A 14,442-nucleotide genomic window follows, 5' to 3' on the forward strand; every position below is an offset into this window, starting at 1 on the left:
AAGTGTATCCTGATGGTGGGCGACATCTCGGAGATTTACGTCACCTCGTATAAGAAGATGCTCTCGGACAAGAACTTCCGCCCGACAGAACTCGCTGCGATGGCCTCGGGATACACCAAGCTGCTCGAGCAAAGTGGTGAGAGCCTGAAAGAACTCAAGTCCATCGTCAAGAGTAATGTCTTCTCCATGAACGACCACGAGCGCATGCAGCAGATAGACCGTATCTACACCACACTACGTGAATACCGCTCCTTGGTATCGTATTACACAAGGAAGAATATCTCCGTGAGTTATGTGCGTGCAAGGGAGAAGAACAACCTTGCCTCTGTCAAGGCGCTCTATGGTAATACGGCAAGCAGGTATTGGTAAATCCACAGACAAAAAAGAACTTGAACGAACTTTCATAAAAAACTTTTGCTTATGGATTTTGCCAGTTTACACGAGCTGCTACGCTCAACCTATGACGAGATGATGCCGCTCTGTGCCCAGATGACGGGCATTGCCAAGGGCATTGCAGGCTTGGGTGCACTCTTTTATATTGCCCTTCGGGTATGGGCTTCCATAGCCCGTGCCGAGGCAATAGATGTTTTTCCGCTTCTCCGACCTTTCGTGCTGGGCTTCTGCATCATGTTCTTCCCGACAGTCGTACTGGGTACGATGAATGCCGTTCTCTCGCCTGTAGTGCAGGGAACGGAGATGATGGTACACCAGCAGGAGGGGAACCTTGCAGAACTTACTGCCAAGCGGGACAAGTTGCAGGAGGAAGCCTACCTGCGCAATCCCGAAACGGCCTACTTGGTGTCCAACGAGAAGTTTGACCAGAAGATAGAGGAAATGGGCATTATCGGTCCAGAGGATGCCGTGACGATAGCGGGTATGTATGCCGAGCGTGCCGCCTATCAGACCAAGCAATGGGTCATGAAATTGGTACACGATTTTTTAGAATTGCTGTTCCATGCTTCGGGACTCATCATCGACACGCTTCGCACCTTTATTCTGATTGTCCTTTCGATACTCGGACCTATCGTGTTCGGCATAGCCGTATGGGATGGTCTTGCAGGCTCACTTACGGCATGGTTCTCACGCTATATCTCTGTCTACCTGTGGCTGCCTGTCAGTTCTATCCTCACGGCACTACTCACCAAGATACAGGTGCTAATGATGCAGAAGGACATCGATGCGCTAAGCGACCCTAACTATCTGCCTGATTCAGGAACGTGGTACTACATCGTCTTCTTCCTTATCGGTATTGTAGGCTACTTCTGTGTACCTACCGTGGCAGGGTGGATTATTGAAGCTGGTGGCGGTATCGGCTCCTACGGACGCAATGTCAACCAGACCGCACAGCGTGGCGCTCAAGGTGCATATACTGGTGGCAAGGCTGCAATGGCAGGCGCAGGTGCTGCTGTGGGAAATGTCGGTGGGCGTATCAAAGGTGCACTGCTCAAAGGAAAATAGAAATGGAGCAACTATACTTAATAAATCAACAGATATAAAAGAAAAAAGAAATGGAATTCAAATCACTTGGTAATATCGAGACCTCATTCAGACAGATAAGACTCTATGCCTTTGTCTTTGCTATCGTCTGCGTGGCGGTAAGCGGTTATACCGTCTATGCCTCGTACAGCTTCGCCAAGGAGCAGCGGGAGAAAATCTATGTGCTTGACCAGGGAAAGTCGCTCATGCTGGCTCTCAGTCAGGATGCAAGTCGTAATCGTCCCGTAGAGGCAAGAGAGCATGTGCGTCGTTTTCATGAGCTGTTCTTCACCATTGCACCTGACAAGGACGCCATCGAGAGGAACATGGAGCGTGCCTTCCTGCTATGCGACAAGTCGGCTTTCAATTATTATAAGGACTTGGCGGAGAAAGGCTATTATAACCGTGCCATATCGGGTAATATCAATCAGCGCATAGAGGTGGACTCTATCCGTTGCAACTTTAATACTTACCCCTATGCGGTAACGACCTATGCACGGCAGTTTATCGTCCGTCAGAGTAACATTACAGAGCGCAGTCTTGTTACGACCTGCACGCTACAGAACTCTGTCCGCTCAGACAATAATCCGCAAGGATTTCTAATGGAACACTTCCTTGTCAAGGAGAACAGGGACATACAGACCTATAAACGATAAGGCTATGGCAAGAAAAGTAAACTATTTGCTCGCTCACCATTATCTGAGATTTCACCTTTGGCTCCGTCATCGGTGTGAAAGGCTCACGATAAGGCAGCGCAAGGCTATCGTCTATGGGCTGAGCTTCATCTATCTGCTCTGCTCGCTTTGGATGATAGCGCAGTTCTTCCTTCCTCCAAAGAAGGAGAAACTGATCATCCCCAAAGGAAAGTTGGTGGACAGTCCGATAGGGACAAACAGCACATTGCATGAGTTACACGACAATTATTACCTACAACATCATCAAAAAATCAACAACAATGGATAATAAACAGAAAGAACAAATGAAGAAAGGCTTAGTCTTCGGAGGTCTGGGACTGCTGTTTGCCCTTTCAATGTGGTTTATCTTCGCACCGTCGGATAAGGATAAGACTGCTGCCGAGCAGGGCTTGAACGACAGTATTCCGCAGGCAACGCCCGAGCAGCTTACGGGCAACAAGCTAAAAGCCTACGAATTAGGCGACAAGGCACACGAGGAAGAACAAACCCGTGAAGAGATGGGCAAGCTGTCGGACTACTTCGCACAGAGCACAGCCCCCTCGGAAGCGGAGCGTGCACAAGTGGCTGCATCGACGGCAAAGATAGAAAACTCGATGCACCGCTATGAGGAGAATAATCGGCTGTTGAACTCTTTTTACGCTCCCGACCCGCACGAGCAGGAGCGTGAAGCAATGAGACAGGAGATTGACAACCTCAAAAAGGAATTGGCTTCCAAAGACAGCAGGGAGGACAATGAAGAGAAACGACAGCTTGCCCTGATGGAAAAGAGCTATCAGATGGCAGCAAAGTATCTGCCCAAGACATCATCCGTGCCGCCGTCATTGGGTAATGCCTTTACGGAAAGCAAGGGAAACACCACTTCTACCACCGATATGGGTGTGACTAAAGGGCAGGCTGCGCAAGTCGGTACACCGTCAATGGAGGTCTTGGCGGAGCGCAAACAGGTGGTGACTTCACTCGGTCAGCCGATGAGCGATGCGGATTTTATCAAGGAATATGGAACAAGAGCACGCAACATGGGCTTCCATTCGCTAACAAGTACGGCTGCATCCACGATGCGCAACACGCTCAAAGTGGTCGTGGACAGGACAACCACGCTCAAGGAGGGCGACAATGTGGTGCTTCGTCTGCTGGAGCCTGCCAAGGTGCAGGGACTGCGTATTCCAAGGCAGAGCAGGCTGATTGCATCTGCCAAGATTGAGGGTAACCGTATGCACCTGCTTATCAAAAGCATTGAGGTAGACTGTCATATCATAGCCGTCAAGCTCTCGGCATACGATATAGACGGACAGGAGGGTGTGTATATCCCCGGCTCGGAGGATATCAATGCGCTTAAGGAAGTCGGGGCGAATATCGGTGGCTCGATGGGAACATCTTTTACCTTCGCTTCCTCTGCCAAAGACCAGATTATCTCAGAGGCGGCTCGTGGTGTGATGCAGGGTGCAAGTCAGCTGCTTCAGAAGAAACTGCGCACCGTCAAGGTGACGCTCAAGGGTGGCTACCGCCTTTTCTTGGTTCAGTCCAAATAAGACAATCGAAAATGATAAGTAAAAAATAACATCAAATTAAAAAGGAACAATGAAGAAAATTATTTTATCAATGGCTATGCTTGCCATGGTGGGAGTAGCAGCCACAGCACAGGAAAACAATGATGGTCTGATACCAAGCCGTCCACTGACTTCGGGAGAGCTTTTTCAAGGTATGAGCCGTGCCATACCAACGGGGCGTGTCGTACTGCCGTATGGTCTGGACGTAACCTTTGACAAGACCGTGCATCTTATCTTTCCTTCTGCCATTCGCTATGTAGACTTAGGTTCGCAGAACATCATAGCAGGAAAGGCAGAGGATGCAGAGAACGTACTACGTGTAAAGGCTGCCGTCAAGGACTTTGAGACGGAAACCAATATGAGTGTTATCTGTGAGGACGGCTCCTTATATGCTTTCAACGTGAAGTATGTCGATGAGCCGGAGAAACTCAGCATCGAGATGAAGGACTTCCTGTCACCAACGGACGGACGACTGCCAAGCAACCGCTCTGACATTTACTTTAAGGAACTCGGCAATGAGTCGCCCGTATTAGTCAAACTGATGATGCAGACTATCTATCAGAATGACAGACGCTGCATTAAGCACATCGGTGCGCAGCAGTTTGGTATGAAATTCCTGCTTCGTGGCTTGTATGCCCATAATGGCTTGCTGTATTTCCACACTCGTATGGAAAACGGCACGAATATGCCGTACTCTGTGGATTTTATCACCTTTAAGGTGGTTGATAAGAAGATGGCAAAGCGCACCGCTATACAAGAACAAGTATTACAGCCGCTTCGTGCCTATCATCAGGTGATGCAGGTGCGTGGTATGGGTAGTGAACACACTGTGTTTGCGCTCGAGCAGTTTTCTCTTGCAGAAGACAAGCAGCTTGAAGTGACGCTCTATGAGAGAAATGGCGGTCGTACGCTGACCTTTTATGTAACGGCAGAAGACCTGCAGCTGGCAAAGAAGATTGATAACCTCAAACTGAAATGGTAGACATTATGAAGAAGAAAATCATTTTATCGGTTTGCATAGCGGTGGCAATGACTTTTAGTTTGCCATTGCAGGCACAGCGACTGATACCCAAGCAAAGGGGAATAGAGGTCGTAGGGAGTGTTCCACTTATCAAGGGTGAAAAGTTCCTTGCAACTGACAATTTTGGCATGGGAGCATCACTCACCCGATATTTGGGTCGTGAGAATTATACCTTTGTTATGGCAGAGTATGAACAGCAGAATATGCCGTACAGAAGTTATAACGTAAAACTCAAAGATGCACTTTTGCACTTGGGCTATATGTACCCGATTGTCTCCGACAATGGCAAGAACGTGTTTCTCTATGGTGGCATATCCGCCTTGGGTGGCTATGAGCAGCTGAACGAGGGTAACAAACTACTGCCCGATGGGGCAACACTGCTCGACCGTTCCCGCTTTGTCTATGGCGGTGCCGTGCATAGTTCGGTAGAAGTGTTCCTAACGGACAGGGTTCTCTTTCTTGTAAAGGCGCAGGGACGTTTCCTCTTTGGAACGGACGTGCATCGTTTCCGTCCAGCTGTTTCTGCAGGACTAAGGTTTAACTTTTAAGTAGAAGAAAAGATGAAGAAGATATTGAATACGATTTGGGTAATGGGTGTGCTGACCCTTGCCGTGTTTTGCCTATCTGCTTGTGATAGGGAACTGGATGTGCAGCAGTCTTATCCGTTCACTGTCGAGACGATGCCCGTTCAGAAGGACATTGTCAAGGGACAGACGGCAGAGATACGCTGCACGCTGAAGCGGGGCGGTGAGTTTGCTGACACTCGCTACACCATCCGATATTTTCAGCCCGAAGGCAAGGGAATACTGAAGATGGACAATAGTACGGTGTTCAAACCCAACGACCGCTATCCGCTCACAAAGAACGTTTTCCGCCTTTATTACACCTCGCTCTCCACCGACCGCCAGACGATTGACGTGTACGTGGAGGACAGTTTCGGTAAGATGCAGCAACTGACTTTCAGTTTCAACAACGAAAAGGCGGAAGAAAAGGGAAAGACCAACGCAGCAGTAACCAAAGCCTCGAACGATGCGAACAGCTAAACGCTTTGCTTTATTCTGTATAATGTGCTTGCTCTGCCAGCCGATCCTTGCCCAGCGCAGGGTACGGTTGGCAGACTTGCCTCCTTTTGAGCGCGCCGTGGTGGTCGTGAAATACTTCGAGGGACTACACAGAGAGAGTTGCTATCCATACGTCGGCTATGGTCATCAACTGCAACCGGGCGAACGTTTCACGGCAGATATGACGGAACGGCAGGCGGACTCGCTCCTCCGTGCCGACCTTTGGAAATGCTTTGAACACTTCAAAGGATATGGCAAGGATGCCCTGCTGCTCAGCCTCCTTGCCTATAATGTGGGCGTGGGGCGATTGCTGGGGTATGGCAAACATCCCAAGAGTAGGCTACTCAAAAAAATAGAAGCTGGAGACAGAAGCTTCTATCGGGAGTATGTTTCATTCTGTCGATATAAGGGCAAGGTTTTGAAAGGTTTGGTCAAGCGCAGACAGGTAGAGTTTGCCTTGTTCTTTCTTCCTTAACCATAGACTGCTATTTTTACTCTTGAATATTATACATTTTAATTTGGTTGTGTAAAATGAAATTAATATCTTTGTAATAATAGCATATTATTAATTAATTTAAATAAAAATCATAATCATGGATAAAACAGATGTAATTTTGCGAGAGCTGACAGAAAAAGAGGTTCTGGAAAGAAAACCTTTTTCACATTTTGGGTGGGAAGGAAATGGAGCATTTTCATTCGTTTCGATATCAGATGGGTATTGGGATTCTGCAAAAATATTACTGGGAAAGATGATTTCTGATAGCCGTAAGATAGCAGTAATTGATACGCTGATATATCCTCTATTTTTCAATTACAGACATTCCATAGAGGCATACTTAAAGGCACTTTTTTTTAACCATGGCAACCATACGGAAGAGGAAAGGCAAAAGTTCTTAAAATGTGGACATAATCTTCAATCTCTATGGAGTAATTTGCGACCGACTTTGGATGCAGGGAAAAAGCATGTAGGAAGCTCTGTCAATTTAGATGCAATAGAACATTATATAAAAGAAATTAATAAATTTGATCCTGACTCTATGGTGATGCGGTATCCTATTAGAAAAGATTTAAAGAATAATAAAGGACGTCAATACCGCGTTGATTTCATTCATTTTGGAGAACGTATGGATGAATTGTGTAATTCTCTGCGACAAATAGATTACGATATCTCTAATCAAATGGATGAATTAGCTACTCCAGAAGAATTAAGCAAATACCTTGAAGTATTCACAAAGTACAAGGATGAAATAGATGAATTTTTATTGCTTTTGGAGAAGGAGTTGAAAGATGAATATAAGGAAGTTGCCATAGACTTTTTCGATTTAGGAACATTGTCAAGTGATGACGAAATGTCAGATGTCGACAAATTCATCCAAGATTGTGCCCCAGATTTGCTAATTCTCCTAAATAATCTATATTATGGTGGACGTTTGGTCAATGAACAAGCTGTTCGATTATCAACCTCTCCAGTTAGAAAGCAGAAAGAATTTGTTCGTTTCTGTAACGAACTATTGAAAAAAGATGGACTCTCTTTTGGAACGGAGCCTTCTGAGGGGCAAATAAATATAGAAGGTAAACTAGCCTCATCCTTGATAGCAGGTATCTCAACATCTATTTCCATTCTAAATTTAGCAGATAAGATACAATAAGAAAGATAGAGTATAAGTCAGATATATTCCTGCGACTTTCTTTTGCTTCTTTTCTTTGGTCGCCTACTCGTTCAAAGAGAAAGAAAAGAAGCCACGCAAACCAAAAATTTGCGTGGCTTTTGCTAGTATTCAGAAGGATATTTTTGCACTTTCGTTATTCTGTCTATTCGTTTGTTGGGATGTCTGTCAAAAGCCCAATTTATTTCATCATCGGGCAGGGTGCTGTGAATGCTTCCACCCATAATCAACCCACAATTTTGCAGGACTTTTTGTCGTGCGTCTTCCTTGCTCTCCGCAACCACATCAAACACTCCATCGAAGATGTATTGTGTCCGAACTCTGTAAACTTTCTTCTTCATAATCTTAAAATTCAACCTTTAATAATCTGTATTCCTTTGGCTCTCCATTGGATAATTTGCGGTGTTTAAGCCAAAAATGATGTGCGCCATAGCCGTATGCAAAGAACTTATCAAGTTCTGTTTCTTCGGCTATTTTGTTGATAGCCGACCTTAACTCCTCTTTGTTGTCGGATAGGGTTATTGCATTAATAACCCTTATGAGAATATGCGGTATCTCATCCACATAGTTGTAGATAATGTTTTCAATCTCTGTTTTCATATCTCTGATAATTTAATGGTTTATACTTTATGCAGTCGCTTTCATTCTTCGACTTATAAGATCTCGATTGGCATTCACAAGGTTTACTATCTGGTCGTGATATTCCGTGTTCTTGTTGCACACGCCACGACTTTGCACCACCTCCAATGATTTCAGTGATACTTCTATTGTTTCTATCCGCTTGCCCTCAATGGTTGCCGATAGGATTAGTGAGTCCTCTTTAAGATAATATTCGTTGGAGAATACGCAATGGTGCATGGTCGCTCCCTCCTCCAAATGTTCCTGCACGCTCTCCAATACATGGACTTGGATAGTGCCGTCCGTGAAATGGATACCGAAAAATTTGGATTTAAGTTCTTTGAAACGCTTTTCATCTTCCATTGCCTTCTTTTGTTTCTGTTCTATTTCCTCCCTTTCACGCAATCTGAGAAGTTCCTCGTGGCTGCGGTCGTGTTCGCCTTTAAGGTCTGTTGGGCAAAGAAATTTTGGGTTGTGAATATCCTTGCCCAACCTGCGGAGTGTGTCTGCATAGTCACTCCAAAGAGAAATGTCTGCTATCTCATAGCCATTACGGACTGCAATCTTGTAGGACTGCCATAGTTCCTCAAAAGTCCTCCTGTTGCCAAGAAAGTAACGTAAATGGTCTGTTCGACCTGCCTTTAGCAATGTTTCCACACGGCTGTCTGTAAGCAATGCAGGAATAAGCTGGGTAGGCACGATGCCATAGAAATTATCCTTAAAACCATTTCTGCGAAGTATGTCTGTAACCTTGAACTTCGGATATATCGGTGAGTAGGCAATATGCTGATAGGCTTCATTATCGTTGCGGATTGCCATAGGACTATAATAGGAAAAGGTATCAACATAGTGTCCCAATACCCTCTGTATGGCAACCACAGCTTTTCGTCCCTGCATATTCCACCAATATTGCCCAATCTCAATTATAGAAGTCTGTGCTTTGTAACCTTTCTCCATACCCACAACAAGTAGGAACATACGCAATACTTGAAACTCTCCACAAGTGGTAAGTATGGTGAAATACTGCTTCTCCTGCAACTTGCGCTCGTAGGTTTCCTTGACCTGCAACTTTGCCCTACAACGAGGGCAAGTGCAAGTTTCTCTATGTTTGTCCATTACCCAATTATGCCCACAATCCATACAAGTGGTGCGACCTTTTGGCAAGCGGTAGGCGAAGTGGTCTATACACTCACGAAATGCCCACTTACTTTGTGTCTTGGTTATCGGGCGAAGATGCTTGCTTTGTTCCAAAACAGCTTTTTCAAATTTGTTTCTCGGTTTCATAGGCTTAAAAATCGAATAGTGAGGGTTGTGCTTTGGTTACTGCGTTCTCGGCCTTTTTCACTCGTGCGTTACGGCTCTGTATCTTGGCAAGTTCCTCACGCTGATATTGCTTAATGGCTTCCTGCCTTGCTTCGGCTTTTTCTTCCTCCGTTAGTTCCACAATGTGATTAACGGCTACTTGGCAAGAAACAGCCTTACCCACCTCTATATCGTCTTCATCATAGTAGTGAACAGCCATAGAGAAGATTTCATCATCATCAAAGCCGTTACAACCGCTTTTCTGCACTTCATTAAGAATGTAGGTGATGCACTCCTCAATATTCTTGTTAGGTTTCATCAAGTTAGGGGCAAACAAGGGGTCTGTCATAGCACGCTGATTAAGATACTCGGCTATTGTCCGTGTGAAATGTTCTGTTCCTTTCATTGTCGTATATGTTTTGATGTTATTAATACTTGGGAATTTCTACTATTTGATTGATACGTCCATATAGGTAGGCTCTTAGGCTTGTTCTGTCGGGTGCGTAATACTCTGTCCATTGTCCGTACTGATTGACAAGGTATTTCTTCAGTACATCAAAGAAGTCAAAGCGATAGCCTTGCAGGGGTACGGCTGTGCGGAAATAGGTATTAGAGTTTACCGCTTCACATAGCCAATTCTTTTCTTCACGGCTCATCATTTCGCCACGATTGAGTTTCATACGTAGGAGATATACTTTGCTGTTACAAAGGCTCTCCAAAGGGGGAACGTCCCATTGTACAAACTTAATTGCCAACACTTGCTCACTTTTTTCAGCCACAGGGTTAATGCGGTAATGAGAGGAGGAGCTATATCCTTTGCTGTTCATCGAAGATGTTGTATTTACCTTTTGCTTATCCATAGCGACATTTTTTTTATGCGTCCAAAGATCGGAGTATGCTGATTCCTTTTTGTAGCAAAATCAAGGTAGCGGGGCGAGGCTTGCACAAGGTTTTGGCGGAAAATACAACCCGTAGGCGTGGAGATTTTCCAGACAAACCAAGCGGCACAGACCTTGGGAAAGCCACAAGCTCCGTACTACCTTTGCGGATAAAAAGGGAACAGCATCCGTCTCCTTTTCATCACATATCGTGGAGCATAGGAAAAGAAGCAAAAGTGCAACGCTCGTAGTGGAATATAGAAAAGGTGGCTATCTCAAAATGCGAGATAACCACCTGATGAAATAAAACGAAGGTTTTACGGAGCTGTGCTTCTCAAAGTACGCAGAGCAGGGTGGCACAGACAATCGCCAGCCAGAAGAGAATGCTCAGCAGCGTAAATGCCACTTTCAGAATTACCCTGACTATAAAGCGTAGTATCAGAAAACCTGCAATGACTGACATGACAGTTACGACTTGTGGCGTTACTATCTTCGAGATAAGCCAAATGGCACCGATAACGATGGAAAGCAGGAAGCCTAGTTCGATGAAGCGTGTCCAACCGAAGCGGCGGACTTGCTTGGGAGAAGTCGGCTGCTGCTTGTTCTTATCAGTTTTGTTCGATGCGTCTGCCTTGATGAAGGCAGGTGTGTGAACGTCTTGATTCATGATGATTGTATTCATATCGGAGCTTTTTATAGTTTCAAGAGCAGTTACAAGATGCGCAGACTACACAAAGACAAGTGTTTGAAAAAACTCTTGGCGTGTGGAGTGGAGCGTTTATCTTGGCTCTTGACACTACAAAAGCTCCAGATGGTGCTACATCAAGTCATGTTCTCACCGCCTATCGTTGGCAGACCATTGACCTCAATGAGCAGAACGATTGTTCCTGTCAGTTCGGTGTAGAGTTTCTCATACTCTGGACTTGCACCAAAGTCGTCCGCCAGTTCGTACTTATCAAAAACGCTTTGCACAGCCTTATTCTTCAGAAGCATTGGTGCCAGTCTTTCAGGAAGAGGAGAAGGGAGTTCTTTCTCGAACTCATTCTCTAAGACAGACACAAGTGTGTCATACTTGGAAAAATGCAAATCTTGGTATAATACTTCGCTTGACATTACCTCTGCTTCGGGATGAGAAAAGCCTTGTGCTATAGCATCGCAGTAAGTTGTCAATGCTTCGTCTGCGCGAGCAGTTATAAACGTATTTTCATTCACTCTCTCTGGAAAATGCTCTCCGAGATACGTTTCCAACTTCAAACGGAAGTAAGAAAGTTCTTTCTTTGTTGTTGTCATAATCTTCTTGGTTTAGGGTTGTACATTATTTTGAGTTGATGCCCATAGCAACATTGAACTTGTCTAACTTGCCAGCCAACTGTTCCATATCGTGTTCTATCTTCTTATTGGTTATACGGGCATAAATTTGTGTAGTTTTAATGTTGGTATGCCCCAACATCTTCGATACACTTTCCATAGGAACACCCTTGCTGAGCGACATGGTTGCAAACGTATGTCGGGCAAGATGGAAGGTCAGATTCTTCTTGATGCCACAAATGTCGGCAATTTCTTTCAAATATGCGTTGGTTTTCTGATTCGTTAGGATGGGAAATAGTTTGCCGTCCCGATAGGTCTTATGACTGTACTTGGCAATGATACTCTTGGGAATGTCAAGCAATAAAACATTTGTCTCCACATTTGTTTTCTGTCTCTTGGTCATAATCCACTGCTTATCATCAAGTGTTACGATATTGTCTGGTGTGAGATTGGAAACATCAATATATGCCAGACCTGTGAAACATGAAAAGATAAAAACGTCCCTTACTAGTTCTAAGCGGTGGATATCCAGTTCTTTGTTGGCAATCTTCATGATTTCCTCGTCCGTAAGGAAGCCACGGTTTACCGGCTCCAAGTGGAAACGATGATTGAGGAATGGGTCGTGAAGAAGATAGCCACGCTTTTGCGCATAGATGGTCACGGTTTTCAGTGCCTTCAATTTCTTGACTGATGTGTTATAGGCACACCCAGCCGCCGTACTCAGGTACAGCTCAAAGTCCTGTACTACGGATGGCGTGAACTCTGCCAGTCCAATATCTTTCTTCCCATACTTATAGATAAGGAATTCTGCGAAATGCCTTCTTAAAACGCTGTACTTTTGCAGGCTGTCCTTGCTGATGGTATGTCCGACACGCTGTCTGACATCTTCGTTGAACTTGTCGAATATAGGGAGAAAGGTCGTGTACTCCCTGTCTTTCCCGACAAAGAATGAGCGGATTTTATCCAATGACAAGGATTCATCATCCTCGAATTTGTGGTAAATGTTATTCAGCATTGTGGAAATGGAGTCCAATGCGGCATTAGCGGATAAGGCTTCTGCCGTCCGACCTTTGAGCCTGCTGGTAGTGTTATTCCACAGCGATTTGTCCACGAATATTTTCGTAGATCCGAAATTAGCCATCTCTCCGTTAAGGAATACTCGTAGCATTACAGGCGACTTTCCTTCTTTGTTCTCATAGTTTGAGCGTAGGTAGAAGGATACCTTGAAATTTGTTCTCATAATGCATCATTCTTTTGTGTAGCACTCGGCTGCAAAGTTAATATATAACACTCTGAAAAAGAAAGAATTAATGCCGTCAATATGGTATTCAAAATCCCGTCACTGCTACATTTTTTGCTGCTACAATTTTTGTGTAGCAGTTTATGTAGCAGAAATTGACCGAATGATGATTGTCAAAACATAGGGTTATGCCGTCAGGCGATAAAGGTATATACAAAGAAAAATCGTTGTAAAACCTTGATTTTACAACGATTATCTAAATTTTGAAGGCTAAAATGAAGACTCTTGTGAAGACCTTTTAAAGCCTATTAGCGGAGAGAGAGGGATTCGAACCCCCGGCACCTCTCAGTGCGACGGTTTTCAAGACCGTTGTAATCGACCACTCTACCATCTCTCCTAGAATCGAGTAGATAATTCGATTGCTTATAAAAGCGGTGCAAAGGTACAGCTTTTGCTTTGAACCGCCAAATATTTTGCTATTTTTATTTGATTATAAATCGTATTTATAGTGCCATGCCGACGTTTTCATCTGATGCTACCGTAGCGGTCGATGAGGATTTTCTTGCCATCTTTTTGGGCTTCAAAGTAAGGTGGTTCGGTGCGCAAATAAATGTCGTCGTAGATGAAATCGGCTATGATGGTGTCTTTCCCATCGGGCAGAATAAGCCCCATCTTGCCATTTTTCTGTGCCATGACAGGCATCATATATAGGTCGTCGACATATACATAAGGCGTGCGGAGGAAGTCGTAGAGGGCATGTACGAGCACACGACCCTTATAATCCTTGATACCGAACTTGTCGTTCTCCTCGTACACCGTATGGAAACGCATGTATTTGCCCTTGATACGCTGCATGTAAGCCACTACCTTACGTTTGTCGTTGATGAGTTGTATCAGGTAAGAGAAGGTATCGCAATAGTTGGCAGCAGCGCGGGCGAGCACTATCTTCCAATCCAATCCGTCCAAGACCTTGCGGTTTAAGTCGATATAACGGGCGATGGCCTCTTCTTTCTCGGGTACAGAGAGCTTGGCCAACTGTTCCTCAAATTTCAGCATAATGGCTTTGGAACCCGACATTCCTTTGATATACCGATGCACTTGACGACTCATTTCGTCGCATACAAACTTATCTATCATCGACAATTCTACCTTGTCGACATAGAGTTCATCGAAATTTTCTACTGTAATTCTCTTCATAGTGTTTTCCTCCGGTTCTTAGATGTGGCAGTAGTATAGATTACAAAGATAGACGTTTTCCGCGTAATCACAAAAGAGCGAACAGTTAATAGTTGTAAACAGAAGCTGTGTCACGGGGACGTATGAATAGGATAAAGATGCGAAAACCGCCACTTATCACTTCCAACTCGTCTACTTGTCTGCTCATTAGCTTGTCTATTATTATGCTGCAGGGGCTTGGCAGTCTTCCTGCAAAGGCTGAACAGCAATGCTGAAAGGGCGGGGCAGCGATGCTGAGGAGCCTATGCAGGAGCCCCACCCTAACTCTCCCCAAAGGGGGAGGGAATCGTTTTAAGCTAGTAATTTAACTAGTTGGGGGGGTAAGTCTGTAAGTGTTTGAGTTCAGAAGTTATTAAATTAGGCGTGATAAGTGGTGAGTATACACAAAAAAAG

18 protein-coding genes, 1 tRNA gene and 1 pseudogene are annotated in these 14,442 nt (G+C 44.8%); 10 read left to right on the forward strand and 10 right to left on the reverse strand.

From position 1 onward, the window contains the following. The 10 genes and pseudogenes from HMPREF0671_RS10895 to HMPREF0671_RS10940 all read left to right on the forward strand — a co-directional run. Nucleotides 1–369: pseudogene (locus HMPREF0671_RS10895) on the forward strand (hypothetical protein); the annotation flags it as partial. Nucleotides 370–420: 51 nt separating this feature from the next. Continuing rightward, nucleotides 421–1,458, forward strand: a complete 1,038-nt coding sequence (traJ, locus tag HMPREF0671_RS10900; RefSeq protein ID WP_004358249.1) for a conjugative transposon protein TraJ — start codon at nt 421–423, stop codon at nt 1,456–1,458. Nucleotides 1,459–1,508: 50 nt separating this feature from the next. Beyond that, nucleotides 1,509–2,132: a conjugative transposon protein TraK gene (gene traK / locus HMPREF0671_RS10905; RefSeq protein WP_036900544.1), complete on the forward strand. Its 624-nt coding sequence runs from the start codon at nt 1,509–1,511 to the stop codon at nt 2,130–2,132. 4 nt (nt 2,133–2,136) lie between these two features. Further along, nucleotides 2,137–2,439, forward strand: coding sequence for a hypothetical protein (locus tag HMPREF0671_RS10910; RefSeq protein ID WP_036900547.1), 303 nt, complete (start codon nt 2,137–2,139; stop codon nt 2,437–2,439). Then, the gene (gene traM / locus HMPREF0671_RS10915) at nt 2,432–3,700 is read left to right on the forward strand and encodes a conjugative transposon protein TraM (protein ID WP_036900549.1); all 1,269 of its coding nucleotides are present in this window, start codon (nt 2,432–2,434) and stop codon (nt 3,698–3,700) included. Before HMPREF0671_RS10910 ends, traM begins: the two co-directional genes overlap by 8 nt. Nucleotides 3,701–3,749: 49 nt before the next feature. After that, nucleotides 3,750–4,700: a conjugative transposon protein TraN gene (gene traN, locus HMPREF0671_RS10920; RefSeq protein WP_036900551.1), complete on the forward strand. Its 951-nt coding sequence runs from the start codon at nt 3,750–3,752 to the stop codon at nt 4,698–4,700. Continuing rightward, nucleotides 4,694–5,287, forward strand: coding sequence for a conjugal transfer protein TraO (locus HMPREF0671_RS10925; protein ID WP_036900554.1), 594 nt, complete (start codon nt 4,694–4,696; stop codon nt 5,285–5,287). The genes traN and HMPREF0671_RS10925 overlap by 7 nt, the downstream gene beginning before the upstream one ends. 12 nt (nt 5,288–5,299) lie before the next feature. Then, nucleotides 5,300–5,782, forward strand: a complete 483-nt coding sequence (locus tag HMPREF0671_RS10930; protein ID WP_036900556.1) for a DUF3872 domain-containing protein — start codon at nt 5,300–5,302, stop codon at nt 5,780–5,782. After that, nucleotides 5,769–6,275: a lysozyme gene (locus tag HMPREF0671_RS10935; RefSeq protein WP_036900558.1), complete on the forward strand. Its 507-nt coding sequence runs from the start codon at nt 5,769–5,771 to the stop codon at nt 6,273–6,275. The genes HMPREF0671_RS10930 and HMPREF0671_RS10935 overlap by 14 nt, the downstream gene beginning before the upstream one ends. A gap of 118 nt (nt 6,276–6,393) precedes the next feature. Continuing rightward, nucleotides 6,394–7,449 carry a hypothetical protein gene (locus tag HMPREF0671_RS10940; protein WP_007173308.1) on the forward strand — a complete coding sequence of 352 codons (1,056 nt, stop codon included), beginning with the start codon at nt 6,394–6,396 and terminating at the stop codon, nt 7,447–7,449. A gap of 122 nt (nt 7,450–7,571) precedes the next feature. Here the strand turns inward: HMPREF0671_RS10940 and HMPREF0671_RS10945 are convergent, their stop codons facing one another. From HMPREF0671_RS10945 to HMPREF0671_RS10990, 10 genes are all read right to left on the reverse strand, one after another. Then, the gene (locus HMPREF0671_RS10945) at nt 7,572–7,808 is read right to left on the reverse strand and encodes a hypothetical protein (protein ID WP_036864491.1); all 237 of its coding nucleotides are present in this window, start codon (nt 7,806–7,808) and stop codon (nt 7,572–7,574) included. Nucleotides 7,809–7,812: 4 nt separating this feature from the next. Beyond that, nucleotides 7,813–8,067 carry a hypothetical protein gene (locus tag HMPREF0671_RS10950; RefSeq protein WP_036864488.1) on the reverse strand — a complete coding sequence of 85 codons (255 nt, stop codon included), beginning with the start codon at nt 8,065–8,067 and terminating at the stop codon, nt 7,813–7,815. A 27-nt stretch (nt 8,068–8,094) separates the two neighbouring features. Beyond that, nucleotides 8,095–9,369, reverse strand: a complete 1,275-nt coding sequence (locus HMPREF0671_RS10955; RefSeq protein WP_036900561.1) for a PcfJ domain-containing protein — start codon at nt 9,367–9,369, stop codon at nt 8,095–8,097. Nucleotides 9,370–9,373: 4 nt separating this feature from the next. Next, complete coding sequence (locus tag HMPREF0671_RS10960; RefSeq protein ID WP_036865047.1) at nt 9,374–9,793, reverse strand: PcfK-like family protein; 420 nt, start codon at nt 9,791–9,793, stop codon at nt 9,374–9,376. Nucleotides 9,794–9,815: 22 nt separating this feature from the next. Beyond that, nucleotides 9,816–10,247, reverse strand: a complete 432-nt coding sequence (locus tag HMPREF0671_RS10965; RefSeq protein ID WP_036900563.1) for a hypothetical protein — start codon at nt 10,245–10,247, stop codon at nt 9,816–9,818. Between the two features lie 352 nt (nt 10,248–10,599). Further along, on the reverse strand, nt 10,600–10,947 hold the full coding sequence (locus tag HMPREF0671_RS10970; RefSeq protein ID WP_036900565.1) for a hypothetical protein: 348 nt from the start codon (nt 10,945–10,947) through the stop codon (nt 10,600–10,602). Nucleotides 10,948–11,087: 140 nt separating this feature from the next. Then, nucleotides 11,088–11,555, reverse strand: coding sequence for a DUF1896 domain-containing protein (locus tag HMPREF0671_RS10975; RefSeq protein ID WP_036900567.1), 468 nt, complete (start codon nt 11,553–11,555; stop codon nt 11,088–11,090). Nucleotides 11,556–11,580: 25 nt separating this feature from the next. After that, nucleotides 11,581–12,813, reverse strand: a complete 1,233-nt coding sequence (locus HMPREF0671_RS10980; protein WP_036900569.1) for a site-specific integrase — start codon at nt 12,811–12,813, stop codon at nt 11,581–11,583. Nucleotides 12,814–13,125: 312 nt separating this feature from the next. Next, a tRNA-Ser gene (locus HMPREF0671_RS10985) sits at nt 13,126–13,210 on the reverse strand. A gap of 128 nt (nt 13,211–13,338) precedes the next feature. Further along, nucleotides 13,339–14,010: a hypothetical protein gene (locus HMPREF0671_RS10990; RefSeq protein ID WP_036900572.1), complete on the reverse strand. Its 672-nt coding sequence runs from the start codon at nt 14,008–14,010 to the stop codon at nt 13,339–13,341. Nucleotides 14,011–14,442: the final 432 nt, after the last annotated feature.

The organism is Prevotella sp. S7 MS 2 (assembly GCF_000762865.1).
Taxonomy (GTDB): Bacteria; Bacteroidota; Bacteroidia; order Bacteroidales; family Bacteroidaceae; genus Prevotella.